The sequence below is a fragment of the Flavobacterium sp. 270 genome, from assembly GCF_004368785.1.
Classification (GTDB): Bacteria; Bacteroidota; Bacteroidia; order Flavobacteriales; family Flavobacteriaceae; genus Flavobacterium.
The window spans coordinates 273,055-299,266 of the sequence record NZ_SODM01000006.1 but is presented as its reverse complement, the minus strand read 5'-3'; the positions used below and the strand labels follow the sequence as shown (position 1 = coordinate 299,266).

The window sequence follows — 26,212 nt, the reverse complement described above, 5'->3', positions numbered from 1 at the left end:
TTGCCATTACAGCTTGTAATTATTTAAACTTTCGCTCCGTTTCGTTAATCTCCAAATCGTTGATGCTTGCATATCGTCTGGCCATTAAACCATTCTCGTCAAACTCCCAATTTTCGTTTCCGTAAGAGCGGTACCATTTTCCTTCGCTGTTACGCCATTCGTATTCAAAACGAACAGCAATTTTATTATCTGTAAAAGCCCAAAGTTCTTTTTTGAGTTTGTATTCGAATTCTTTTTCCCATTTGGCTGTCAAAAAAGCTTTTGCTTCCTCTCGGCCGTTAATAAATAAATTTCTATTTCTCCATTCTGTATCAATTGTATAAGCAAGAGATACTCTTTCCGGATCTTTAGAATTCCAGGCATCTTCTGCCAGCTGTACTTTTTGTGCTGCCGTTTCTGAAGTAAACGGTGGAAGCGGAAATTTTTGTTCCATAATTATTGTATTAAGTTCTTAACTATTGTTTTAGCTTTTTCTATTGGCCATTGATTTTTAAAAAGCTGACTTTCGATTAACGCACTTTCGAAAAGTAAATAAACATGATCTGCTGTATTTTCTTCAACTGTAATTGTTCTGAAATATTCCCGTAAATCATTTTTATGACTTTGAATGACTTCCAGAATTTTAGTATTATCCGCCGGGATTTCCGAAAGAATATTTAAAAAACTACAACCTCTAAAATTTTCCTTTTCATTCATAAAAATCAGAAAATCAAAAGAAGCCACTATTTTAGTTTGGTTGGTCTCACTTTTAGAAGTAAACAAATGAAGCTGATCAAACCAGTAAAAATGTCTCTTATTCAAAAACTCCACACACAAATCTTCTTTGGATTTAAAGTGCTGATAAAAACTTGCCTTCGCCACTTTTGACTCTGCAATGATTTGATTAATTCCCGTAGAATTATAACCTTGTTTAGGAAAAAGTTCAAAAGCTGTTTCTAAAATTCTTTGTTTTGGTGCCATCTTTTATTTTTAATCTTAATTCAAAGGTAAAAAATATTTTCAATATACAGACCAGTCTGTCTATATTTTTTTAGAATGAAAAAATATCAAGACTCTTATTTTAACTTACATTTGAATAAATTATGAAACTTTGTATTAGATAACCTCATCAAAATCTGCAATACATTCCAATATGCTTCCACCAAAAATGTATCATCAAGAGTTTGATTCTCCCGAAGAATTGCAAGATGCTATCAATTGTTTTTGGTACACAGCAATAGACTTTAACGAACAGGCATCTAGTTTTGAAGTAACGCCTGATGGTTATACCGAAATTATTTTTTATTTCGGAAGCAATTTAAAAATATCACGCAATGGTGTTTTTCATTCTATGCCCTCCCCTTTTATGATGGGACTGCTTAATCAGCCTGTTCATTTTCATACAAAAAACAAAGTTGAAGTAATTGGCATTCGATGTTATCCGTGGACTGTTTTTGATTTACTCGGACTCCCGTCTGGCGAAAAAGGAGTTCAGACCTTTGAGCATCCTATTGCAGAGCTGCAATCGAACTTAAATAAATGTATCGAAACAGGAAAAATAGAAGATGCAATCCATCAGATTAAACACTATTTTCTTGATGCAAAATCGCACATTCCTGCCAATAGCATGTTGTTTAAAGCAGGAGTTGCCATGAGAGGCGCAAACGGAACAATGCTTGTAAGCGAGGTGGCAGAAGCTGCGCACGCAACCGTTCGTACATTAGAACGAAAGTTCAAGCAATCGTCTGGACATACTGTAAAAGATGTTTCGGCTTTAATGCGTTTTGAGCAGGTGCGAAACCAATTGTGGAGTGATCCCGATACCAATATTGCCAGTCTTGCTCATGAAGTTGGTTATTCTGATCAATCTCACCTCATCAGAGAGTTTAAGCGCTATAGTGGCGTTACTCCGGCTGCTTTTGCCCGAAAAACCAAAAAAGGAAGACAAATAATGGGAGATGATTTTGTCGTATTTGTACAATCCTAACAATTCAATATTCCGGAATTTTGTCAAATAAATTATGACAAACATGGAATCAATAAAACATAAAGTGCTCGTTTCGGGCGCAAGTATAGCCGGACTTTCAACGGCCTATTGGATGAACAAATTGGGCTATCAGGTTACTGTAGTCGAAATTGCAAACGAACCCAGAACAATGGGCGGAGCTGTAGATTTTAAAGAATCTGCTGTGGAAATTGCAAAACGCATGGGAATTTTTGAACAGCTAAAAGCAAACCGTCTTCATGTTGAAAAAGTTGAATTTAAAAACGATCAGGATATTATAGAAGGCTCAATACTACTTGAAAATAATCCCGAGGAACTTCCTGATGATGAAATCGAAATTGAACGCGATAAATTTATCCGCATTTTAATGGATGAATTAAAAAATGACGTTGAGTTTATTTTTAATGACAGCATTTCAGCATTAGAAGAAACAAAAGACAATATTTCGGTTGCTTTTAAATCTGGTTTAGAACAGACATTTTCCTTAGTTTTTGGCTGTGACGGCATACATTCTGTTGTGCGAAAAATTTGTTTTGGTGATGAAACTCAATACGCGCATTTTCTGAATGCTTATTTCTCTATCACAATTTTAGACCAATTGCTCGTAAAGCAAAAAACGATGGAAATGTACAACGTGCCAGACAAGTCTATAATGCTAAATGCTTACAACAACAAAACCGATATTATTTTTTGTTTTTATGCTGAAAATGAAATTCCGTACGATTATCGCAATATCGAACAACAGCGAGAAATTATCTTAAATCAATTTTCTGGAGAAAGCTGGAGAACTTCTGAATTATTAGAAATAATAGAAAATTCTAAAAACTTTTATTTCGATAAATTCTGCCAGATAAAAATGCCATCCTGGACAAAAGGCAGAGTTGCACTTGTGGGTGACGCCGGTTATTGCGCATCGCCGGCTGCAGGAATGGGCGCTTCATTATCAATGATTGGAGCAGGAATTTTAGCCGATGCCTTGCAAAAACACAACGGAAATTTTGAAGCAGCATTTGAAGAGTACAACCAAAATCTTCGTCCGTTTATTGAAGAAGTGCAAACAAGAGCAGCATTAAATATTCAAGAAAATTTTATTCCGAGAACCGAAGAAGCCATTCGTTTACGAAACACACAAGCAGCGTTTTTTTAGTCACAGATTTCACAGATTAAATGGATTAATCATTAAAATTTTTTATCCCGATAGCTATCGGGAGTGGCAAAACTCTAAACACCTATAGTTAAAAATATACATCATGTTATTACAAAATAAAAAAGTCACCATTATTGGTGCAGGACCAGTTGGCTTGATAATTGCTAAATTATTACAACAAAAAGGAGTAAATATTAATGCTTACGAAAGAGATAAAGACGATCAAACCAGAATTTGGGGCGGTACGCTTGATCTTCATCAACAATCTGGACAAAAAGCAATGAAAGAAGCTGGATTATTAGAAAGTTATTTTGCTATCGCAAAACCAATGGGAAGGATTATTGTTGATAATCAATCGAAAGTTTTATTTCGTAAAGATTCAAGACCCGAGGAACGTTACGATAATCCAGAAATTAACCGAAACGATTTGAGAAAACTTTTACTCAATAGTTTAACAAGCGAAACAGTGGTTTGGGACAGAAAATTTACGGGACTTGAAAAACAAAACGGAAAATGGCTTTTGCACTTTGAAAACGGAATTACCGAAACTGCAGATTTTGTAATTGGTGCCAATGGCGGTATGTCGCAGGCAAGAAAATACATTACCGATTCAGTTCCAGAATATACCGGAACTTATATTATACAAGGCGAGGTTTTACAGCCAGAAATACAATGTCCTGATTTCTTTAATCTTTGCGAAAACAAAATTTTAATGACAACAAGCAAAGGAATTAATTTGGTTGCAAATCCAGATAATAACGGCGCATTGACCTACAATGTTACTTTTAGAAAACCTGAAGAATGGGTTCTTCAAAATCAATTAGATTTTAAAAATACAAATACTATTACTGCTTTTCTTTCAGATCTATTTTCGGATTGGCATGAATGTTATAAAGAATTATTTCGCTCCACTTCTTTCTTTACCGGATTACCAACCCGAAAAATTTCTTTAGACAATTCCTGGAAAAATAACCGTCCCTTGCCTATCACGCTTATTGGAGATGCCGCACACATAATGCCTCCTTTTGCCGGCGAAGGTGCCAACAGCGGTTTGGTAGATGCTTTAATTTTATCCGAAAATCTAACCAGCGGAAAATTTGAAACGATAGAAACTGCCATTGCAGATTACGAACAAAAAATGTTTGTTTACGCAAAAGAAGCGCAGCGTCAAACTAGTGAAAACGAAATTGCAATGCACGAATCGGATTTTTCTTTTCAAAAAAGATTTAATTCTTAAGCTATTTTTCGCAAAACAAACGACACATTCAACAAATTATAAAGTTTCGTTAATGGGCAAATTCTAATGTTATTCTAATGTTGCGCTTTAAATTTAGATCTAACTTGCGCCTCCATAAACAGTTAGAAAATGTTGAACAGAATTAAAAATAGTATCTTATGTAAATGCCTGCAGGCGTTGCTAATTGGCTACTTTTTAATGAGCAGTATCAACTTATCCAACAACGTTATTTTGATTGCAAATAGCAATATCGAGAGCAATTCAGTTAAAGGAATAGCTTGCAATTTTCTTAAAAAAATATTCAAATGTGACAGAATTACAGAAGAATTGGACGATTACAAAATCAAAGATTCTAAAACGACCAAAGTCACAAAAGGAATTCCTTTATTAGAATATTTAATTCCTCACGAAACTCCAATTACAGCATTATACTTTCAAAAAGAATCTAAAGGAAAAAAGCATTTAGACAATCCAATATTCTCATTTGGATTTCATGGCAAAATACATTTACGTCCGCCCCAGATTATAGCATAAATATTTTTTTTAAGGATCAGAAGTAATTCTGTGATCCTTTATATGGTTTTGCCATAAACGATATCTATCTATTAATCTTGTATTTATATAAATCCATGACACCTTTTAAACGTTTTTATAATTTACTTAAACTCGATAAGCGCGACGTATACCAAATTATATTTTATGCTGCTTTTGCCGGTTTAGTAAACCTTTCTCTGCCTTTAGGAATTCAGGCTATTATTAATTTTATCCAGAGCGGACAACTTAGTGTTTCCTGGATTGTCCTTGTATTTTTGGTTACTGTGGGCGTTGGTTTTGGCGGCGTGTTGACCATTTTACAACTTCGAATTGTAGAAAATCTGCAGCAACGAATTTTCGTTCGTTCTTCTTTTGAATTTGCATACAGAATGCCTTTAATTAAATTTAAAGAAATGTATTCTGAATATGCACCAGAAAAAGCAAACCGCTTTTTTGATACACTTATGGTTCAAAAAGGCACTGCAAAACTATTATTAGATTTCTGCACCGCTTTTCTGCAAGTAGGTCTTGGTATCATATTATTAGTTTTGTACCATTCTTTCTTTACCGTAATTGGACTTTTCTTTATTGCAATTTTATATATCATTTTTAAATTTTCGTACAAAGACGGTTTAGAAACCAGTCTTTACGAATCTAAGTTTAAATATAAAGTTGCGGCGTGGCTTCAGGAAATAGCACGCAACCGCGAAAGTTTCCGCAAAAAAGCAAGTTTTGAATATGCTTTAGAAAGAAACGACGGTTATGTGAGTGAATATGTGAATTTTCGCGAAAAGCATTTTCAGGTCATGAAAAAGCAATACATACAACTTACCATTTTTAAAGTTCTGGTTACAGCTGCCCTCCTATCTATTGGTGGTTTCTTGGTAATTCATCATCAAATGAATATCGGGCAGTTTGTAGCAGCAGAAATTGTTATTGTACTGCTTATTAATTCGGTAGAAAAAATAATCTTCGGTCTAGAATCTTTTTATGATGTTTTGACTTCTGTAGAAAAAATTGGTCAGGTAACGGATATGGAAATTTCTTGTATTCCGAAATCATCAACTGTAACTGAAACCGGAATCACCATCGAAACCGAAAGTATTGCGTACAATTATCCCGGTTACAATAAAAAATCGCTTAAAAACATTAATCTAAAAATATCTCAAGGCGAAAAAATAATATTGACCGGAACAAACGGCGCCGGAAAAAGTACTTTGCTGCGTTTACTTTCCGGCTTATTAGAACCCGAAAGCGGTGCTATGTATGTAACTGATAATTATATGAATCGTCTCGACGAAGATACCTACAGAGCGCAGGCCGGTACTTTCCTGCATGGCGACACCCTTTTTGCGGGAACTATTAGAGAAAATATTCTTTTTGGAAATACTACTATTAATAATGATGAGCTAAAATGGGCTTTAGATAATGTCTGCCTGACACCGTATATCAAAACTTTTCCGAATGGGCTGGAGAATCAAATTCATCCCGGCGGGAGCGAACTTTCTGCTTCTGATATTCAGAAAATATTATTGGCACGAAGTATTGTTCACAAACCCAATATATTGTTCTTAGAAGATCCAGTTGACAAGATGGATGAATTGACTTCGACTAAAATAGTTGATTTTTTACTTTCTGAAGAACATAACTGGACGGTAATTATTACGTCTAAAAATGATATCTGGAAGAACAAATGCAACCGTATGATTACGATTGATGATGGAAAAATTACAAACGACATAAAGCTATAATTATGCTCAATATATCTAAAGATAATAATGTACTTATAACGCCGGGAAAGTACAATTCTATAAGCCGTGTTGCCCGAAGACCTCACTATAAAATCCTGAATAAAATTATAATAGGCTTTTTGATTTTTGCCGTTGCCTGTCTTTTTCTTCCGTGGACACAGAATATTTCCGGAAGTGGTTCAGTTACGACTTTAAAACCAGATCAAAGACCTCAAACCGTGCACAATGCAATTGCAGGAAGAATCGAAAAATGGTTTGTAAAAGAAGGTGATTATGTAAAAAAAGGAGATACCATTTTGTTTATTTCTGAAATAAAAGAAGATTACCTAGATCCTAATTTAATTGGAAACACCAAACAACAGGTTGATGCCAAAAAGATGGCTGTAGCATCTTACGGAGACAAAGTAAACTCGCTTGATGTTCAGGCGCAGTCATTGAATACCGAAAGACAATTAAAACTGCAGCAAGCCCAAAATAAAATAAAACAGGCACAGCTGAAAATTAAGAGCGACAGTATGGATCTGCAGGCGGTAAAAACGCAGTTAAAAATTGCGCAGACTCAGTTTAACCGTTCCACAGCACTGAATAAAGAAGGTCTAAAACCCGTTTCTGATGTAGAACAAAAAAGGTTAAAACTTCAGGAATCTGAAGCGTATATTATTACACAGGAAAATAAATTATTGAGCAGTAAAAACGAATTTATTAATGCCAAAGTAGAAATTAACCGTATTACGGCAGAATATTCAGAAAAAATTTCGAAATCAAAAAGTGATAAGTTTACCGCTTTAAGTACGCAGTATGACACAGAGGCTCAGGTTAATAAACTGCAGAATCAATATGTAAATTACAGCATCAGAAATGGTTTGTATTACATTACAGCCCCTCAGAGCGGTTATGTAAACCGTGCTTTACTGGCTGGTCTTGGCGAAACTATAAAAGAAGGAACTCCTGTGGTGAGCATTATGCCGGCAAGTTATGATATTGCTGTAGAAACGTATGTTGACCCAATCGATCTTCCGTTGGTACATCGCGGTGCAAAAGTCCGAGTTTGGTTTGACGGATGGCCGAGAATTGTATTTTCTGGGTGGCCGGGATTATCTTACGGAACTTTTGGAGGAAGAATTGTTGCAATCGAAAACTTTATCAGCGCCAACGGCAAATACAGAATTTTGGTTTCACCAGACGATAAAGATCAAAAGTGGCCAAAAGAATTGAGTATTGGTGCCGGAGCGCAAAGTATCGCTTTGCTAGACACGGTTTCTATATGGTATGAAATATGGCGAAACCTAAATGGTTTTCCGCCAAATTATTATAAAGCAGATGAAAAAGCAGGAAATGGAAAGGAGAAAAAATAAAATGAGATTAAGTATCACACTATTTTCTTTTTTATTTCTATTCGGCTATTTTAATTCCTACAGTCAGGATTTTATCAAAGACGAATTAAGTTACAGCGAATTTTTAGGATACGTAAAAAAATACCATCCGCTAGTAAAACAAGCCAATCTAGAAGTAAGTAATGCTCAGGCAAAACTTATGGCGGCGCGCGGCGGATTTGATCCAAAAATTGAAGTTGATTACAATAAAAAAGAATTTAAAGGAACCGAATATTATTCGCTATTAAACAGCAGTTTCAAAATTCCGACTTGGTATGGAGTTGAAATAAAAGCGGGTTTTGATCAAACAGACGGACAATATTACAATCCGCAGAACCGAACTCCCGATGCAGGATTAACTTCTTTGGGAATTAGTGTTGCTTTAGGACAAGGTTTGTTTATAAACCAAAGAATGGCGGATGTGAGAGAAGGAAAACTTCAGATAAAACTAAGTGATGCCGAACGAAAACTAAAAGCAATTGCCGTTTTGTATAAAGCCAGCGAAGCTTATTTTGAATGGCGAAAAAGCTTTAATGAAGCACAGCTTTATAAAAATTATCTTGGTTTTGCGAGCATTCGTTTTAAAGGTGTAAAACAATTAATTGAACATGGAGATTCTCCGGCAATTGACAGTATTGAAGCCAAAATCACGGTAAGAAACAGAGAATTAAATGTCGAAAATGGAAATTTAAAATTAGCCAAAGCATCTCTAAATCTTTCTAATTATTTATGGATTGAAAATGTGCCGGTAGAATTGGACGCGAATGTAAAACCAGAGGAAAATTTAATCAATACTTTAGAACAAACGCTGAAAACCGATGCGATGCTCGTAAACGTAGAAACACTGGATTCGCATCCAAAAATGATGGCGCTGGAAACGAAATTATCGATGCTGGAAATCAATCGCCAATTGAAAGCCAATTTATTGCTTCCGAAAGTAAATGTGGGATACAATTATATTTCTGAACCCGTTTATTTTGATTCTTTTAATGCTGATGATTATAAATTTAATATCGATTTTAGTATTCCGATTTTCTTGCGAAAAGAACGCGGAAATCTTAAAATTGCTAAAATTAAAATTCAAGATTTAAAATTTGACATTGAACAACAGCGTCTTGAACTTAAAAATAAAATTAAAGCGCAGCAAACCGAAATTTCATCTCTAAAAAGGCAGATTACAGTTATTGATAATTTGGTTAAAGATTATATGTTTATGCTGAACTCCGAAGAGAAATTATTTGCATTCGGCGAAAGCTCAATATTCTTAATTAATTCGAGAGAAAATAATCTGGTAAGTGCCAAACTTTCTCAGATTGGTATCGAAAATCAGTTTTATATTTCAAATGCCGAATTGTATAAAATACTGGCAAATCCGGATTGAAGTGGAACCTAGTTTTTTCTTTAATGTTAACTTGGATTTTTTAATTTATATATAAACATCACAGAGTTAACACAATACAAAAATTCAATAAAAATTGTGAATATCTATTTCTCTAATTCAGTCATTTATTTTCTGCTAAAATCTATCTTTGGCATCCTTAAAATTTTAAAGAAATGAGCGCAACTTGGTACGAATGCAAAGTAAAATATAGAAAAACAGATGAAACGGGCGGGCAGAAAGTATTAACAGAGCCTTATTTGGTTGATGCTGTTTCTTACACAGAAGCAGAAAGCAGAATCAACGAAGAAATGGCCGCTTATATTAGTGAAGAATTTAAAATCACGAATATAAAAGTGGCTAATTATGCCGAAATTCACCCTTTTGAAAATGCTGACCGCTGGTTTAAATCAAAAATTTCTTTATTGGCTTATGATGAAGAAAGCGGTAAAGAAAGAAAATCAAACATGTATATGCTGATTCAGGCAAATGACGTGAGAGAAGCTTATGATAATACCCTTGCCGTAATGCAAAACACAATGGGAGAATATTCTATTCCTGCTATTGCCGAATCTCCAATTATGGACGTTTTCCCTTATTTTAGCGGCGATGAAGATGAATTAGAACAATTAGAAAGATTCAACGCACTGAAAGCTTCAAAACCAGAAGCCGATAAATGGGCAGAAAATCAAGAAGCTGCTACTGCTGATGCTGTAGAAGCATAGTTTTTAGCAATAAAATAATTAAAAAAGCCATTCAGAAATGAGTGGCTTTCTTATTTTCTGCTATTTAAAAAACTGATTTAATTTTAAATATTATATTAGCTGTAAAATATTGAAAAGCAAAGTATTTCACTTTATGAAACCAAATCTTTAACCAAAGAAACCAACCTAAAATGACCAGGAAAAACCTAATTCTAATTGGATTTATTATTTTAAAATTTGTTTTGCAATATTTCTTAATAAGTCCAGAATACGATTTGCAAAGAGACGAATATCTGCATCTTGATCAGGCACATCATTTGGCTTGGGGATATTTGTCTGTACCACCCGTTACTTCCTGGTTTTCGTATCTTATATTTTTACTGGGAAATTCTTTTTTCTGGGTCAAATTCTTTCCTTCCCTTTTTGGTGCTCTAACACTTCTTGTGGTCTGGAAAACTATCGAAACCTTAAAAGGAGATCTTTATGCCTTAATTTTAGGTTCCATTTGTGTTTTACTTTCGGCATTACTGCGAATTAATATGTTGTATCAACCCAACTCGCTGGATGTATTATGTTGGACGGGGTTTTATTATGTTCTCATTTTATATATAACTTCAGAAAATAAGAAATGGCTTTTTGTTGGAGCTGTTATTTTTGCTTTTGGTTTTCTTAATAAATACAATATTCTCTTTCTGCTTATTGGCCTCTTCCCTGCTCTTTTATTGTCTGATCAAAGAAAAATTTTCGTAGAGAAAAAATTGTATCTCGCTTTAGTTTTAGGATTATTATTGATCTTACCCAATCTGTTATGGCAGTATAATAATCAATTTCCGATTGTGCATCATATGAAAGAATTGGCAGAAACGCAGCTCGTAAATGTTGATCGTTTAGGATTTTTAAAAGAGCAGTTGTTGTTTTTTATTGGTGGCTTTTTGGTTATTCTTTCCGGATTGTATGCTTTATTATTCTACAAACCTTTTGCCAGGTACAAACTCTTCTTTTGGACGATTGTTTTTACACTACTTGTTTTTATCTACTTTAAAGCAAAAGCTTATTATGCAATAGGCATTTATCCGATTTATATTGCTTTTGGAGCCGTTTTTCTATCCAATATTTTAAAAACAGGATGGAAAATTTATTTAAAACCTGTTTTTATCCTTATACCTTTATTATTTTTTATTCCGATGTACAATCTCGCTTTTCCGAATAAAAGTCCGGAATATATTGTACAGCATTCCGAAAAATATAAAAAATTGGGAATGCTGCGCTGGGAAGACGGAAAAGATCACAATCTGCCACAAGATTTTGCCGATATGCTGGGATGGAAAGAACTGGCCCGCAAAACAGATTCTGTTTATGCTTTACTGCCTAATCCCGAAAAAACATTGGTGCTTTGCGATAATTATGGACAAGCCGGAGCGATTAATTATTATTCTAAAAAAGGAATTAAAGCCGTTTCTTTTAATGCTGATTATGTGAATTGGTTTAATCTTGATATTCTATATAAAAATGTAATTCGAGTTAAAGAATTTGAAGAAAGCAACGAGGAATTAAAAGAGACAAGCCCTTATTTTGAAACTGGAATTATCGCCGGAGAAATCACAAATAAAAATGCACGGGAATACAAAACTACTATTTTTGTTTTTTCAGGTGCTAGAATTGATATCCGAAAAAGAATAGAAAGCGAAATCAAAGAAACCAAAAACTATCAAAAATGATAGATTTCACCAATATTGATTATCTACAAAACGGAAATCAAAAACAAATTCGAGCTTTTAAAGTCTTGACTCAAAATCAGGTTTTAGCCAAAATTTCTTCGTTTAATCCTATTTTAGTTGGCACAATTCCGATAAATATTGATATTGAAAACAGTGATCTCGATATCGTTTGTTATTGGGAAAACAAAAATAACTTTATCGAAAGAATTCAATTTCTTTTTGGAAATGAAAGTTTCTTTACAATCAGAGAAACTATAATTGACAATGTAGAATCTGTTATCTCCAGCTTTAAAATTGAAGATTTTGAAATTGAGATCTTCGGACAAAATATTCCAAGCAAAAATCAAAATGGCTACAAACACATGATCATAGAACACAAAATTTTACAATTAAAAGGTGAAAATTTTAGATTAGAGATTATTAAACTCAAACAAAACGGTCTCAAAACAGAACCTGCTTTCGCTTTTTTATTAGGTTTAAAAGGAAATCCATATTCAGAATTACTTGAATATCAGATTTAATTACTTCATTTAAAAAACATAAACAACTATACACCAAATAATTACACTAAACAAACCCGTTTTATAAAATAATTTCGAATTTTCTTTGCATAACCGTATTTACTGTGTATCTTTGCACCCGAAACATCGCGGGATAGAGCAGTAGGCAGCTCGTCGGGCTCATAACCCGAAGGTCACAGGTTCGAGTCCTGTTCCCGCTACTAAGAAAAAAGCTTCAGAGAAATCTGGAGCTTTTTTGTTTATAATTATTTTTGCGTTATTCAAGGTGCAGATTACTAATTTACGCTAATCTATTGTGATTATATTAAATAAAAACCGCATAAAGCATTTTCATGCTTTATGCGGTTTTTATTTTTTTCGAACTATGAGCATAAAGTACTAGAAGCTATTATTTTCTCTTTTTAAATTCTATATTACCTAAACCTAAATCAGATTTTAGTATTATCTCGTCAGAATTTTTTATTTCGAAAATCAACTCTCTACTAATTTGCAACTCTGCTATTTCCCATATTTTATTACCACTTTTTAAAGCTTCCTCAGTAGATTGAATTGGCGAATAAATTGGGCTTTCTAAAATATCAGAAGGATCTAAGTTTATATTAATTTTCAGTAAATTATTTTTTAAAGGCTCAACTTGGACATTAGTAACAAAATAGCCTGGTGTGTAGCCTTCTCTAGTATCATCAAACAAATCTGTATTACCGTAAAATATTCCTGCTAAGGCCATCTCTACATTTTCTCCTTTTGCATTTTTCTCTTTCCAAGAATACCCTTCAAAATTTGGAATAGTTTTAATGTCGACTTTTTTTAATATTAAAAGAAGATTCTCATTAGGAGTATCAGGATGTTTATACTCATATTCCCCAATGAAATTATTTAAATCATCATTTTTTTGGACTATTGAAACTTTATTTACACTAACTGAAGGTTTTACTTTCTGTCCTTTATTTTCTATTTTATTGTCCTTGCAACTTATTATTGAAAGCACAAATAATAACGTTAATGTGGATTTTTTAAATAAAATCATATTTTCATTTTAATGCTAAAATATAATATCCCGTAAAAAAAACACGAGCTAAAGTAATTTTCTTTTTTATTCATCACCTATTTCAGGAAAACATTCCACTTTTTCTTTTTTCAAATCAATTTCAATAATTTTTCCATTGACTAAATCGAATTTTATAGCCTTTAAAATTTTGTCATATTTTCCCGCCGAATTTTCCTTATCAATAACTACAGCAAAACATGAATTTCCTTTTTCAGTTTTGCATGCATAACTAAATACTTTGCCATCTCCTAGAATATAATTATACTCCCCTAATTCTGTATATTTTTCAAGCTCTTTAATATCGATACATTTCCAATTGTATTTTTCTACTCTTTTAAAAAGAGCAATAAATAAAACACCATTGTCTTTTTGAAGTGAAAAAACATAATTTGATAAGCGAATGATATTTTTATCATCTGTATACTCATCTAATGAATAGTCTTTTAATGTTTGATATTTTACCTCAACATCTAAAGTTGAATCTACAATAAATTCATTATAATCCTTATCAAAAACAAATTTACCTATATTGTAATTGACTTGCACATCTGAAAAATCAGAATCATTTTCATTATAAACTGTATTAATTGAAAATTTTTTAAATTCATTTTTCTTTTCAAGATTTTGAATACTATCTTGAGTTGAAGTTTTTACATAGCTTACTTCAGTCTTTGAAATATCATGTTTTTGATTGCATGATATAAAAACGAATGTAAAAATTAGCACTAGGTTTCTCATTTTTTTTATTAATTATTCTTTCTAATAAGTTTCCGAAACTAAGAAACCATACTTTTCAGATTTATTAGAGATGCTGTTTTTTAAATCAAAAACCTCACTATTAATATAATACTTGTCTTTTACCTTTACAATTTTTACTTCAGGAATTTGTGTGTTTTCAAAATATTCTGAACCTTGGAGAAGACATTTTTTGTGATATAAAAATAAAGTATCTCCATCTTGATAAGGCACCATCAAGTCTTTTAAAGGACGTTCTGCAATATACGACGAGTCTTTTGCTACCTTAATATAATAAGTATAATTGTAACTTGGCTCATAAGAATCTAAAAGCAAAATATAATCTCTATACCATGAATCATCAATTTTTAATTTTGAGATAGAATTGAAGAAAGCGGTTTGGATTTCTTTAGATTTTTTATCGATACTATTAGTTCTCCAATCGGTTTCTTTTAACCTCTTTTCTTCAGAATCTACTTTGAAAGATTCGATTTTTTCCCATGAGTTATTTTTGTACTGATACAAATCTGTTTGATAATTTTCTTTAGTTTTATTAGGACTGTCATAGCTTGGCGTTTCAACTAAATACTTTTTGTCAACTAAGAAAACATAAATATCAAATATCTTTTTTAATTCTTCTATGTTTAATTTATTTACATAAGCTTGTAGTTTCTCATATTCATCTTTAGTAAAGTATTTTGAATGCTTTTTGAAAAAAAGAAAATCCTTAGGAATCAGGAAAGTTTCTAGATTACCAAAATCATTGCCTTTTTTCGGATCGTATGTAATTCCATAATCGTATGAGGTTGTAAAAAAACCTCCTCCATTAGAACTATCATAAATATGCCCATTTATTTTTAAAATTTTGTCAAAATCGAAATTGCTTATTTGTGGAATACTAATAATTTGCTTTTTTTCTATTTTGTTATCCTTACAACTAATTATTGAAGATATAATTAAAAAGACAGAAATGAAGCTTAAGATTTTTTTTGACATAACTTTTTTGTACGAAAATAACATATTTTTCAACAATTTCTATGAATAAAAAAACTGCACAAAAATCTTTTTAGACTTTTGTACAGTTTCTTATTTTTTTGGCAGAGCCACAAAGTTTCAAGTAAAAAACTTCAATTCATCATTACTTATTATTAAATTATTTTTTCTCTAATCTAATTCATTGATTCTAAACTGAATTGAAATTTCTCAATGATTGAGGAAGCCTTTAAAATTTATGATTTAATAACACATCATTGTAAAGCTCAATCCCTTGTTTGTCGATATTTTTAGTCAAGATTTTTTTGATAAAAATCCAGTTATTATTTTCATAAATATAAAAGTAAGTGTAAGCATTGTCTTTTAAATCAAACTCTCCTGATCCATCGTTATAATATTTCGAAATTGCTTCTTTAGGCAAAAAATCAGCAACAATGTAATAATCGTTTGGTTTATTCTTTAAAACTTCTCTTACCTTATCACTAATTTGTTTAGTATTATACATGGCTTGATCTATATTTTCAAATTGACCAAAAAAGCCATCTCTATTTGAAACATCCCAGAAATTTTGGATTAGGCTTGATTTCCCAATGTAATTAACACTAAATCCTCCTAAATTTCTATCAAAAAAAGTAAAAACAGGATAAGTTGGACCTCCAGATACTCCATCTGGAAGAGTTAAACCGTTCTTTTTATATTTTTCATCTAGAAAGTCAACCGGAGGTACTGGATATTCAATATTTAAATCTTTAGCAGTTTCATTTTTACTAGATTTTTGATTTTTTTTATCCGTATTGCCAAAATCTTCTTTCGTTTCTGATTTACAACCATTTATCAAGAACATCAAAATCAATAATTTTATAAAATTTTTCATATTTTTAACTAATATATTTTCATTTGATTATTTAAAATTTTGTTTTCATGTATAATTCCCGTTAGCGCAGATTTGTAATCTACACACAACCATTAACTTACAAAGCTTTGCAATTTTTATCAGAATCTTTGTCGCTTTACTTTGCGGGCACAGATTGCAAATCTGCGCTAACGGGATATCTACTTTAATCGGGTTTGTTTATTGACAAATAACCACTAAAAGCAATTCCTTCATAACTTTCTCCTTTATCATCATAATAGGTAACATACACTAAATTACCTTTTCGCCCATTTATATATCGATATTCAGAATCATAATCTTTTTGTTTATCAACGTGTGTTCCGTACGGTATTTTTGTCATAACATATTCCTTGTTTCCAAAGAAATTACTACTATATGTATTGTCATACATTTCTAAACCATTTGGTGCCGTAACAAATCTTTCCGGATCAAGATGAGGATCTGAAGCTTGTATCGATTCAATTTCTTTTAGATCGATATATTTATTGCCTTGGCCTTTAAGTGAAATTTTGGCAAAATACTTAGTTTTGTTTCCTACTTTTTTTACCTGAACATCTCTCGAATAGTAAAATGGAATGCTCGAATGAATCATTTTATAATTATTTGTATTCTCTATATCATAAACCTTAAGAGAGTCTTGACCTGCGAATAATTCAAAATCATTGTTTTTTATATTATACAATGACTTAGGCATTTTTTGTAAAGAAAAATCTATTTTGCTTAAAATGACATCAAGAGACATAAGATCGTAAGTATATCCTTTAGATGGATTTTCACTACTCTTAAAATAGTTATCTATCTTTTTCTTGGCAAAGGCACTATAACTAAAAGAATAAGTCTTCCTATAAAATTCATATCGTTCCTCATATTCAATAGGATAGTCAGAGATGACCTTATCCTTTAAAGTGTCAGTAATATAAACATTCGCATCCAAAAAGTTTTCTTTGTTAATATGATAACCAATCCTCTCATATCCTGAAGTCCCGTCTCCTCCAAAGCTTTCACTAAAAAAAACTTTTTCTACTCTTTTCAACTGATTTCCATCGTAATATAAATTCAGTGTATCTGTTTTGTATTTTAAAACAAAACTTTCTTTTTTTGTGGAAGGACTAAAATATTCTCCTTTTTCAAATTCTGTATTCTTAGCTTTTTCTATCACTTTAGAGTCTTTTTTTTGACAAGAGAAAAAAAGAACAACTATTATTAAAAATATTTTTTTCATACTTATTTTTTTACGAATATACTAAACCCGTTAGCGCAGATTTATATTGAAAAAAAACTGCGTAAAGTATTTTCATTCTTTATGCAGTTTTTATTTTTTTGAAATATTAGAATAAAATCTATTATTTTCTCTTCTTAAATACCATATTTTCTAAATCTAAATTAGATTTTAGAATTATCTCGTTCGCATTTTTTATTTCAAAAATTAACTCTCTGCTAATTTGCAGTTCTGCTACTTCCCATATTTTATTGTCTCTTTTTAGAGCTTCCTCTCCAGATTGAATTGGCGAATAAATTGGGCTTTCTAAAATATCAGAAGGATCTAAGTTGATATTAATTTTCAGTAAATTATTTTTTAAAGGCTCAACTTGGACATTAGTAACAAAATAGCCTGGTTTATAACCTTCTCGGACATCATCAAATAAATCTGTATTACCGTAAAATATTCCTTCTAAAGCCACTTCAATATTTTCTCCTTTTTCATTTTTCTCTTCCCAAGAATATCCTTCAAAATTCGGAATAGTCTTAATATCAACTTTTTTTAATATTAAAAGAAGATTCTCTTTAGGAGTATCAGGATGTTTATACTCATATTCCCCAATGAAATTATTTAAATCATCATTTTTTTGGATTATTGAAACTTTATTTACACTAACTGAAGGTTTTACTTTCTGTTCTTTATTTTGTTCTTTACATGCGATAAGAGAAAGAAATAAAAAACAAAAAATTACTTTGACTTTTTTCATCTTTGATTATAATTATTACTGCTTATTATTGAAGATATAACCAAAAGGCTGAATGAAGCTTAAGTTTTTTTGACATAACCTTTTTGTGCGAAAATAATATGTTTATACTGCAATTTCTTTCAATAATAAAAACCTGCATAAAATTTGGAAATATTTACACAGTTTTTTACTCAGAAGAGTTCTTCATTTAAAAAATTCTTTCTAATATATCTTTTGTTTTATTTCTAAAGTATTCATAAACTCATAAGTTCCTGTTTTTTCCTCTAAAATATCTAATTCTTTTTTATCACTCTTAAAATATATTATCGGAAGTTTTTTTTGATTTAAGTTCATTTTTTTTTCTTCATAATCCGGAATATTATTCTCAATTGTAGTTAAAAGCTTTTTATCTTTTAAAATAATATCTTCTATATCTGCAGAATAACCCCAATATTTTTTATCATCTCGAAGTATTACGGGTTGGATATTAAAAATAATATTAGCCTTCAAATCCTTAACATTAATATCATAGAATGCACAATCAGTATAAGTATCTTCTTCATTAATTTTTAACATTTCTAATTCTGGATCATCATCAATATTTACGAACCATTTTTTATTAGATTCTGAATAAAATTTATTTATTAGTTTAATTTCTTCATTTGAAAACCAATATTCATTGTATTCACCAGTTTTCTCATCTAAAGTCAAACATATAAAAATTATTAAATCATTATTCAAGTTTACTTTTCCAGATTTAAGAATTTTCAAATTCTTTGGTATTTTACTTTTAAGTTTTTCCGAAATTTCAACTTTCTGTGGTTCAATCATTTTTTTTTCTTTCGAACATGAAACTAGTAAAACACAAATTAAAATTAGAAACATGCAGTTTTTAGTTATAGTCGTTTTAATCATATCTGTTTTTCTTTATTTGGGTTCAAGTTTAACAACAAATCTTCGATTCTTTTACAGGATTAACTCTACCTCTAAATTCCTTAGTCTTATCTCCCCATTCTTTCAATGGTCTAACTTCAAAATGTAAGTGAGTTTTTTCTGGTCACAGATTGCAAATCTGCGCTAACGGGTTAAAGGGTTTTACATTCTTATCATTTTTTAAAAGATAATCTGAACTAATACTGTCATTTTGGAATGTATTTATATTTTTCGATTCTTCTTTTGTTCTTTACAACTTGCTAATATCAGAGAAATTATCAACAAAATTCTTATATTTTTTATCATTGATTTTTAAGGTTATTCTTTTTTCAGTTTTATTCCATTTATTAATAGTTCCTTCTCTCCTCACATCTTTTACAAAAAAATTTCTTTTTTATGAAAAACATTTATTAATCAAATTTAAAACATCTTTTTAAGCACAACAAAAAAGTGCAAAAATTAAAAACTTTTGCACTTTTTGAGATTTTTAAATCTCTTTTTTATTCATCACCTATTTCAGAAAAACATTCCACTTTTTCTTTTTTCAAATCAATTTCAATAATTTTTCCATTGACTAAATCGAATTTGAATGCTCTTACTACTTTTTCATATTTTCCCGACGGGTCAACTTTATTGATTACAACTCCAAAATACTCATTGTGTTTATTGTTATAGCAACTAAACGATAAATATTTATTTCCTTCCATCTCATATTGATGTAAGTCCGTATTTATTGCTTTACCAATATTAAGTTTATCTATGGCTTTCCATTTGTCTCCCTTTTCTTTTTCAAAAAACACCGTTAACAGATTTCCTTGATCATTAATATTTAATACACCAAAATCTTCAATTCTGATTACGTTTTTATCCGTTACATTTTCATTCCCTAAAACTAATATACTTTGTTTTTTTTCTTCCTCAGTTATAGTTGAATCAATTAAAAAATCGGGATATTCTCTCTCAAATTTATATTTACCATTATTATAATTAATATTTATACTTGCCAGGTTTAAATCTGAATCATTATATATTTTACCAATTTTAAAATCTTCATTTTTTTTATCGGACGATTTTAAAGAATCTACTAAATTCTTTTTTATAGTATCTGAGTCATTAGATAATTCGTTAAATTCTTTCTCTTTTTTTTCTGCGCAAGAGATTAATATTATTGAAATGAAAACAAGACTGATGAAATTTCTTAACATAATTCTTTTTGTACGAAAATAACATATTTCATTTCAATTTCTATCAATAAAAAAACTGCATAAAGTAAAAAAAAGACTTTTATGCAGTTTTCTATTGACTCATAAAATTACAAAACCAATACCATTTTTTCCAACTTATTATTTTACAGGAAAATTATAAGTAGGTTTTTCAGCTAAATTTTTATTCAAAATATAGCCTTTTTCATAATGCACCTTATCAAAAATATCAAGCCAACCTTCACTACTATTCTGTTGTTTTTTCAACGTATCGTTTACAATAATCCAATCATTGTATTTTAGTGTTGCAACAACTTTAGATGTTTCATTTGGCTCTTCATAGATATTAATTTTACTTTTTGAAGAAACAAAACGAATTGGATTGTAATTTTTCCAATGCTTGTATTTTTCTTTTAGTTTAAAGTAATATGGTTTTGGATAACAAACTGTATCCATATTTTCCTCATTATCATCTCGTTCACTCCACAATCCCTTTGTCAAAACAACTATTGAATCTATATTTCTTTTATTTATAAATCTATATTCATCACGTAAATCGAGGTTTTCGAGATAATCTCTCTTTGAGTCCTCTTCTTTCCATGAAGGACGGAATTCAAATTTCCAAACATCATCTTTTTTATTGATAAGTAAAAAATTGATTTTTGCATCCTTATCTTCTCCTTCATCAAATACTGATATTTCATAATTTGAATCATTTTTAACGATATGATCTTTTATTCGATACAATTGATTTTGATAGGAATTGAACTCATTGCTATAAAAAATATTATCAATTGTTGCCTCATTAACAAGATGATTAACATTAAAATTGAGTGTTACATCTTGAAAATCACCTTTTTTTCCTAAGAAATAAGAATATTCATTTTCATATAGCACAAGATGAAATACCTGATTATCAAGCTCTTTTATTTTTTTTCCCTTTTTAGTATCTTGTATTTTTTCAGGATGAATTTTATCATTATTAGTTTTCTTATTTTCACAAGAGACAATAACACACAGAAAAGCAACAATAAGCAAGCAACGCATATATTCTAAAATTAAGTTTACAGTAAATATAGTACATTTTCAAATTCAAAAACATCATTCTAATTGAATATGGAGATGATTTTCATAATCTGGAAAAACAATAATTTTATTGTCCTTCATTCTCTTTTTTATCTCTTTTTTTATCTCTTCACTTTTTAATTGAGTATATGCTTCATTATAAATTCCTCTATAGTATGATGAATGTTCCTCTAACCCTGTATTTAATGGAAAAAAATTACCCTGCTTTGGTAGACCAAATCCATAATCTCCTTTAGGTAAACGTTGAAGAATCTCTAATACCATTTTTTCTGCATCTGATTTGCTAAAATCTATCTTTTGATTAGAAAATGTACTAAGATTAAAATCAATGGCGCTTGCTTTATTTCCGTGTTTAGTGGGCCTTAAAGCTCCTGCAATTCTTTTTCCCCCAGAAGTGTTCCAAACCATAAAACTTCCCAATTTTAATTTATTTGGTTCTTTAGGTGTATAATTATTATCTACCCAATTCTTAACATTAGTCTGAATGATTTTTAACGTAGTTTCTAATATAGGAATATTTTCTTGCGTTGGATCAAATTTTGTTTTTGGTTTAGCATCCCCGTATTCATTTCCTATTTCTCTTCCATCTTTAATTTTGATAAACGTATCTTGAGTACCTCCTAATCCAGAATCAAAAGCACCTAATTTCCCTTCTGGATTAAATTCGACTAAATTTAATGCGTACGCTTCTAAAATTAGATTAGCTATGGATGAATTTTTATCTTTAACTGAATTTGTTTTATATTCTTTCTTCAACCAGCTTTCTATTTTCTGATTAATAGTATATTCTTCTTTTTTATATTTTAATTTTTCTAACCTGTTTTCCCATCCCGTTTTATATTTACTTTGAGAAGGATTATTTTTAATAATGTTTTCAACAAATTTTCTTCTGTTTTTATCCAATTTCTGATAAAACAAATTTGAATCTACTTTATTGACAGCATTTAAAGTACCTGTTCCAAAACCACCATCTATAGTAATATTTACGTGAAGATCATTTTTTAATGTTTCTTGAACTACAGTAGCAGCTTTATAAACACCGGAATGTATTGAAAAATCAAAAATGTATAAAGCAACGCTCTCATTATAAATTTCATCACCATGGATTTTGTTCCAAAACTCAACTTCATATATTTTTTTTGCCTCAGCAACAGAAAGGTTTTTATGTGTTTCCTCTGTTACAACTTTATTTTTACCATATATATTATAAAAATTTTCATAAGTTTTATAAGTAATTCCCATATTTGTTTTTCCGCCTCTATCGTCTTTATCATCAACATAACCTCCTTCAACATCAAAGATATTATCAATATTATCATCGAAACGACTACTATATGTACCTGTATTAAATGCTATTTTACCCTCACCCACAATCATAGTCAAAACTTTATCCTTTAAATGTCTTGTAGGATACCCTTCAACACCTGCAAAATACTGTGTTTTTGTACCTATTTTGAGTTTTTTATCAAGATTCATTAAAGTAAAACCTATAGTCGCTACTCCTTCTGGGCTTACTTTTGCTTTGTGGCTAAACGAAGGTTTTTGGTGCTTTTTATGAGCACTCAACACAATTTCTTCTCCAACCATATTTTGGGTTTTAGCTACAATAGTTACAGATGCACCTTTTTTGCCAAACGGAACCTCATCTTCTAGTTTTACTCTGTTGCCATCATATACAAAGTATATATCAAGAATTTTTTTATCCTTCGTAACAGATAAAACAGTATCAGAATCATAATTTGCTGATGTTTTAAACTGATATGGTTTCGAATTTTGAATTCCTAATAGCTTAAATCCAATTTTGGCACTTTTTCTATTCTGAAATCCAATGAGGTTTTCAAAGTTTGAATCAAAATTTATTCTTTTAAAAATCTCCCCTTTATTATTTGTTTTTACGTCGCAATAATGGTTTGTTTTTACATTGTTCAGATAAAAATAGATTCTAACCGTTTGGTTGTTATAATCTGGAATTTTTGCCTTAATATGATTAAATTCTCCTGCAAAACCAGATGTTTCTTTTTTGCTCCCGCCACTAAAAGCCCAGAAAGCTTCAGTTATCTGAGGACGTTTTACAGTTATTTGCTGTTTTGAATCTGATTCTGAATTAAATCTCATTTTTGAAATGATGTACGCTTCGACAGTAAAAACGCCTTCTTCTTTCGGAACAAAAAAATCAAAAGATTCTCCTTTGCCTAAATATGGTTTTTGGCTATCATTATTTTCAAATTCTAATTTAGAACCTTCAGGAGTATAGCTCTTCCCATTTTTATCATAAATCACCCATTTTACACTTTCTTTTTCCTGAAGAGTCGCTGTTTTTATCTTAAATTCTTTTACCTTAAATGATGCTTTTTGGCTGGTTTCACTCAACAGATAAATGCCTTTGTCTGCATTTTTTACAGATTCAATGCTTTCAACATAGTTTTTGATTACCGTAACTAAGTATTCATTCTTGAGACTATATTGACCTTTGCTGTAAATTTTAATATTATATTTACCCAAATCACGCATAAAAAACTTGACAGTTCCTTCATCATTCAATTCTTGCTCTTCTAAAAACACGCTCGTTTTTGGGGCTTTTATAAATTCTACCTGATAATAAAGTTTTAACGGATTTAATGTTTTTACTGCTGTATTTTTTAGTCCAATGTTGAATAATTGTTCCCCTTCAGGCAATCTTATGAATTCTTCTTTAATAGTTGCTGGAGGCGTAATTACAATTTCTTGTTTAATTATTTCAACTTGTACAAATGCAGCCAAAGAATGATCCTTTTTATTATTTGCAGATGAATTTTTTCCGTATGCTTCCACTTTATAAATTCCAGGAGCATCAAAATTATACGAAAACGATAGGCCTTCGTTTACAAAATCGGCTCCTTGTTTTTTCGAATCTTTGTAAACGACCCAATTAATATCTTCTTTTTTGAACTTACTATCATTGACAAATGTTTCATCAAGGACAAATTCCAGACTTTCGCCAACAATAAACGACGATGCATTAGCATTTTTTATTTTAACAGCACCGGCGTTTACTCCACTTCCGAGAACCTCTTTCGGATCGCTAATTTTTTTCAAGAATACATAAACATTTTCTTTTCCGATTTTAGCATAAAACTCATCCGGACTTAAATTCGGGTAAATTTTAGTCTTCGTCGTTATAGAAATTGTATTAGGCAGATCATCAAGTCCTTTGACTTCTTTTAATAATAAAAATAATTCGTTGTATCTCTCAAAAAGATTGGCAACATTGATTGCATCGTTTTTTAATTGTTTTTGGATGTTTTCCCAATGGCTTCTAATATTTTTAGGAATTTTTCCGTTCAAAATATTAGCGTCAATTGCTTTTATCATTTTTTCACGAACATCTTCCCAATCAAAAGTCTGTGACGTAACGGCCATTGATTGTTTCAAAGAAGTATAAAGCTCCGTAAACCTCATTTCGCCAGGTTTGTCATAAAAATCTGTCGCCACTTTTCCTTCTTCAAAAGCTTTAGAAAGACGCGTCCAATATTCAATTCCTTCAATATCTTTTAATTCTTTTGCGGAATTTAATTTTTTCTCGATTTCAATTTTAATGGCTTCAATACTTGGCTCGCCAGCGTTTGCCTGAAGTATTTGAGGAACCGTTAAAGTTTGTTGTGTTCCGGCATTCGCATTAACCTGTGTCGTTATGCTGTCTAAGTTTAAGCCATCATTTTCTGCTTCTAAAATCGGAGAAGTAGTGTTGGCTGATTCGGTAGAACTCAATGTCATTCTGCCAGTGGTATCAGCAACGCCTCCTCCGATTGGAGCACTAGAGGTTATTTTGGTTGTCTCGGAAACTGAAGAAGTAGTACCAAACGAACTTGGGTTTCCGTTGGCGCCTTCTCCAGTTGAGACTATGATGTTTGCATTTGTTGTCGAAAAAACTTCACTTATCGTTTGGTTTCTAGTTTTTTCAGAAATAGTATTCACAACACCTTTATTGATTGAGGCGTTAGAAATATCAGTATTTAGAGATTGTTGATCCTGCCAAACCTGTATTATATCTTTATGCTGACTCATTTCTTTTGAAACTTTTGCCAGCTCTTTTATAATAGTATCTTTTAAATGTTCTGAGCTTTTTATATCAGCACTATTTTTTATTGAAAGATTGAAATTGTGAATTGCATTTTTACTCATCGCTAGTTTTTTTTCTGGATGTAAAAGTAAGGTGCATATTGATCATTTCTAAATTTCAAACCACTTGTATTCAGTAGTTTCAGCAAGTTCTCTTTCTACTGAAACTACTGAATACAGAGCACTTTTTTTGCTCGTTTTCTATTCTTCGGTTTTACTTTTACACCCTCAAATTTCAAATTGAGGTAATCAATAATATGCAATTACAACTTGTAGATTCTTCTTTTATTTTCCTCAAAAAAATCATAATACTAATTATTAATTCTTTTAAAACAATAAGCCTTATGGATAATGTATTATCAAATGGCATCAGCAAAATGCCCAAAATACCTGATAAGAATAATCTTTATTTTTTCCCGAATACAATACTTAGAAAAAATACTCGCATCAAAAATTTAATCAAATAATTTATACAGAGAAATATGGCTATACAAACATTAAAAATCATAAAAAACTGGTTTAGATCAGGCTTAAAACCCACGCAAAGTCAGTTTTGGGATACTTGGGATTCTTTTAGGCATAAATCTGAAAAAGTTTCAGTTGCAGAGATTGAAGGCATTATTCCTTTATTAGATAATAAAGCAGATAAATCTTCTTTTGAAAATCATTTAACTGATCCTGCAGCGCATCCGCAATTATTGATATCTGCGAAATATATTCATACTGGCGAATTTACAGTTTGGAAACATCCAACAAATAAAAACCCGGCTAATAAGTTTGTCTTAGAAGTAAATGATTATGTTATGGGATGGGTAGATATCAATTGGATATCAGGTTTTTACACTGGCGGTAACATAGATCAAATTGAAAGCTTTAGTGTAAACACAATTCTATAAATAAAAAAGAAAATTATTAGACAATTCGAAGGA

At 30.9% G+C, this 26,212-nt stretch carries 23 protein-coding genes and 1 tRNA gene; 12 read left to right on the top strand and 12 right to left on the bottom strand.

The window, feature by feature from the left end; translation table 11 throughout:
- Nucleotides 1-19: 19 nt before the first annotated feature.
- Complete coding sequence (locus EV144_RS20795; RefSeq protein ID WP_208326871.1) at nucleotides 20-433, bottom strand: DUF1348 family protein; 414 nt, start codon at nucleotides 431-433, stop codon at nucleotides 20-22.
- Between the two features lie 2 nt (nucleotides 434-435).
- Entirely contained in the window at nucleotides 436-960 is a 525-nt protein-coding gene (locus tag EV144_RS20790) for a TetR/AcrR family transcriptional regulator (protein ID WP_134151074.1), read from the bottom strand.
- A gap of 187 nt (nucleotides 961-1,147) precedes the next feature.
- On the opposite strand from EV144_RS20790, the gene EV144_RS20785 reads away from it, so the two are divergent.
- From EV144_RS20785 to EV144_RS20735, 11 genes are all read left to right on the top strand, one after another.
- Entirely contained in the window at nucleotides 1,148-1,966 is an 819-nt protein-coding gene (locus EV144_RS20785; protein WP_134151073.1) for a helix-turn-helix domain-containing protein, read from the top strand.
- Nucleotides 1,967-2,009: 43 nt separating this feature from the next.
- Nucleotides 2,010-3,131, top strand: coding sequence for an FAD-dependent monooxygenase (locus EV144_RS20780; protein ID WP_134151072.1), 1,122 nt, complete (start codon nucleotides 2,010-2,012; stop codon nucleotides 3,129-3,131).
- Nucleotides 3,132-3,234: 103 nt separating this feature from the next.
- Nucleotides 3,235-4,368, top strand: coding sequence for an FAD-dependent oxidoreductase (locus tag EV144_RS20775; RefSeq protein WP_134151071.1), 1,134 nt, complete (start codon nucleotides 3,235-3,237; stop codon nucleotides 4,366-4,368).
- Nucleotides 4,369-4,497: 129 nt separating this feature from the next.
- On the top strand, nucleotides 4,498-4,902 hold the full coding sequence (locus EV144_RS20770; protein ID WP_134151070.1) for a hypothetical protein: 405 nt from the start codon (nucleotides 4,498-4,500) through the stop codon (nucleotides 4,900-4,902).
- Nucleotides 4,903-4,997: 95 nt separating this feature from the next.
- A complete protein-coding gene (locus tag EV144_RS20765) occupies nucleotides 4,998-6,653 on the top strand; it encodes a peptidase domain-containing ABC transporter (protein WP_134151069.1) in 1,656 nt (551 codons plus the stop codon).
- Between the two features lie 2 nt (nucleotides 6,654-6,655).
- Nucleotides 6,656-8,008 carry an HlyD family secretion protein gene (locus EV144_RS20760; RefSeq protein ID WP_134151068.1) on the top strand — a complete coding sequence of 451 codons (1,353 nt, stop codon included), beginning with the start codon at nucleotides 6,656-6,658 and terminating at the stop codon, nucleotides 8,006-8,008.
- Nucleotides 7,989-9,407, top strand: a complete 1,419-nt coding sequence (locus EV144_RS20755) for a TolC family protein (protein WP_134151067.1) — start codon at nucleotides 7,989-7,991, stop codon at nucleotides 9,405-9,407. Before EV144_RS20760 ends, EV144_RS20755 begins: the two co-directional genes overlap by 20 nt.
- 173 nt (nucleotides 9,408-9,580) lie before the next feature.
- Nucleotides 9,581-10,129: a DUF4494 domain-containing protein gene (locus EV144_RS20750; protein WP_134151066.1), complete on the top strand. Its 549-nt coding sequence runs from the start codon at nucleotides 9,581-9,583 to the stop codon at nucleotides 10,127-10,129.
- 170 nt (nucleotides 10,130-10,299) lie between these two features.
- Nucleotides 10,300-11,826 carry an ArnT family glycosyltransferase gene (locus EV144_RS20745; protein ID WP_134151065.1) on the top strand — a complete coding sequence of 509 codons (1,527 nt, stop codon included), beginning with the start codon at nucleotides 10,300-10,302 and terminating at the stop codon, nucleotides 11,824-11,826.
- Nucleotides 11,823-12,347, top strand: coding sequence for a DUF4269 domain-containing protein (locus tag EV144_RS20740; RefSeq protein ID WP_134151064.1), 525 nt, complete (start codon nucleotides 11,823-11,825; stop codon nucleotides 12,345-12,347). The genes EV144_RS20745 and EV144_RS20740 overlap by 4 nt, the downstream gene beginning before the upstream one ends.
- A gap of 127 nt (nucleotides 12,348-12,474) precedes the next feature.
- A tRNA-Met gene (locus EV144_RS20735) sits at nucleotides 12,475-12,547 on the top strand.
- 188 nt (nucleotides 12,548-12,735) lie between these two features.
- Here EV144_RS20735 and EV144_RS20730 read toward each other — a convergent pair.
- The 10 genes from EV144_RS20730 to EV144_RS20685 form a co-directional block, all read right to left on the bottom strand.
- Nucleotides 12,736-13,374 carry a hypothetical protein gene (locus EV144_RS20730; protein WP_134151063.1) on the bottom strand — a complete coding sequence of 213 codons (639 nt, stop codon included), beginning with the start codon at nucleotides 13,372-13,374 and terminating at the stop codon, nucleotides 12,736-12,738.
- A 66-nt stretch (nucleotides 13,375-13,440) separates the two neighbouring features.
- Complete coding sequence (locus EV144_RS20725) at nucleotides 13,441-14,133, bottom strand: hypothetical protein (protein ID WP_134151062.1); 693 nt, start codon at nucleotides 14,131-14,133, stop codon at nucleotides 13,441-13,443.
- Nucleotides 14,134-14,154: 21 nt separating this feature from the next.
- Nucleotides 14,155-15,126 carry a hypothetical protein gene (locus tag EV144_RS20720; protein WP_134151061.1) on the bottom strand — a complete coding sequence of 324 codons (972 nt, stop codon included), beginning with the start codon at nucleotides 15,124-15,126 and terminating at the stop codon, nucleotides 14,155-14,157.
- Between the two features lie 226 nt (nucleotides 15,127-15,352).
- Entirely contained in the window at nucleotides 15,353-15,997 is a 645-nt protein-coding gene (locus EV144_RS20715; protein WP_134151060.1) for a hypothetical protein, read from the bottom strand.
- 184 nt (nucleotides 15,998-16,181) lie between these two features.
- A complete protein-coding gene (locus EV144_RS20710) occupies nucleotides 16,182-17,240 on the bottom strand; it encodes a hypothetical protein (protein ID WP_134151059.1) in 1,059 nt (352 codons plus the stop codon).
- 121 nt (nucleotides 17,241-17,361) lie between these two features.
- Nucleotides 17,362-17,985: a hypothetical protein gene (locus tag EV144_RS20705; RefSeq protein WP_134151058.1), complete on the bottom strand. Its 624-nt coding sequence runs from the start codon at nucleotides 17,983-17,985 to the stop codon at nucleotides 17,362-17,364.
- A gap of 201 nt (nucleotides 17,986-18,186) precedes the next feature.
- Nucleotides 18,187-18,795: a hypothetical protein gene (locus EV144_RS20700; protein ID WP_134151057.1), complete on the bottom strand. Its 609-nt coding sequence runs from the start codon at nucleotides 18,793-18,795 to the stop codon at nucleotides 18,187-18,189.
- 602 nt (nucleotides 18,796-19,397) lie between these two features.
- A complete protein-coding gene (locus EV144_RS20695) occupies nucleotides 19,398-20,102 on the bottom strand; it encodes a hypothetical protein (protein ID WP_134151056.1) in 705 nt (234 codons plus the stop codon).
- A gap of 138 nt (nucleotides 20,103-20,240) precedes the next feature.
- Nucleotides 20,241-21,146 (bottom strand): hypothetical protein, encoded by a 906-nt coding sequence (locus EV144_RS20690; protein WP_134151055.1) that lies wholly within the window; start codon nucleotides 21,144-21,146, stop codon nucleotides 20,241-20,243.
- 54 nt (nucleotides 21,147-21,200) lie between these two features.
- Entirely contained in the window at nucleotides 21,201-25,346 is a 4,146-nt protein-coding gene (locus EV144_RS20685) for a glycoside hydrolase family 108 protein (RefSeq protein ID WP_134151054.1), read from the bottom strand.
- Nucleotides 25,347-25,765: 419 nt separating this feature from the next.
- Between EV144_RS20685 and EV144_RS20680 the strand changes: the two genes are divergently transcribed.
- Entirely contained in the window at nucleotides 25,766-26,179 is a 414-nt protein-coding gene (locus EV144_RS20680; protein ID WP_134151053.1) for a hypothetical protein, read from the top strand.
- Nucleotides 26,180-26,212 lie beyond the last annotated feature (33 nt).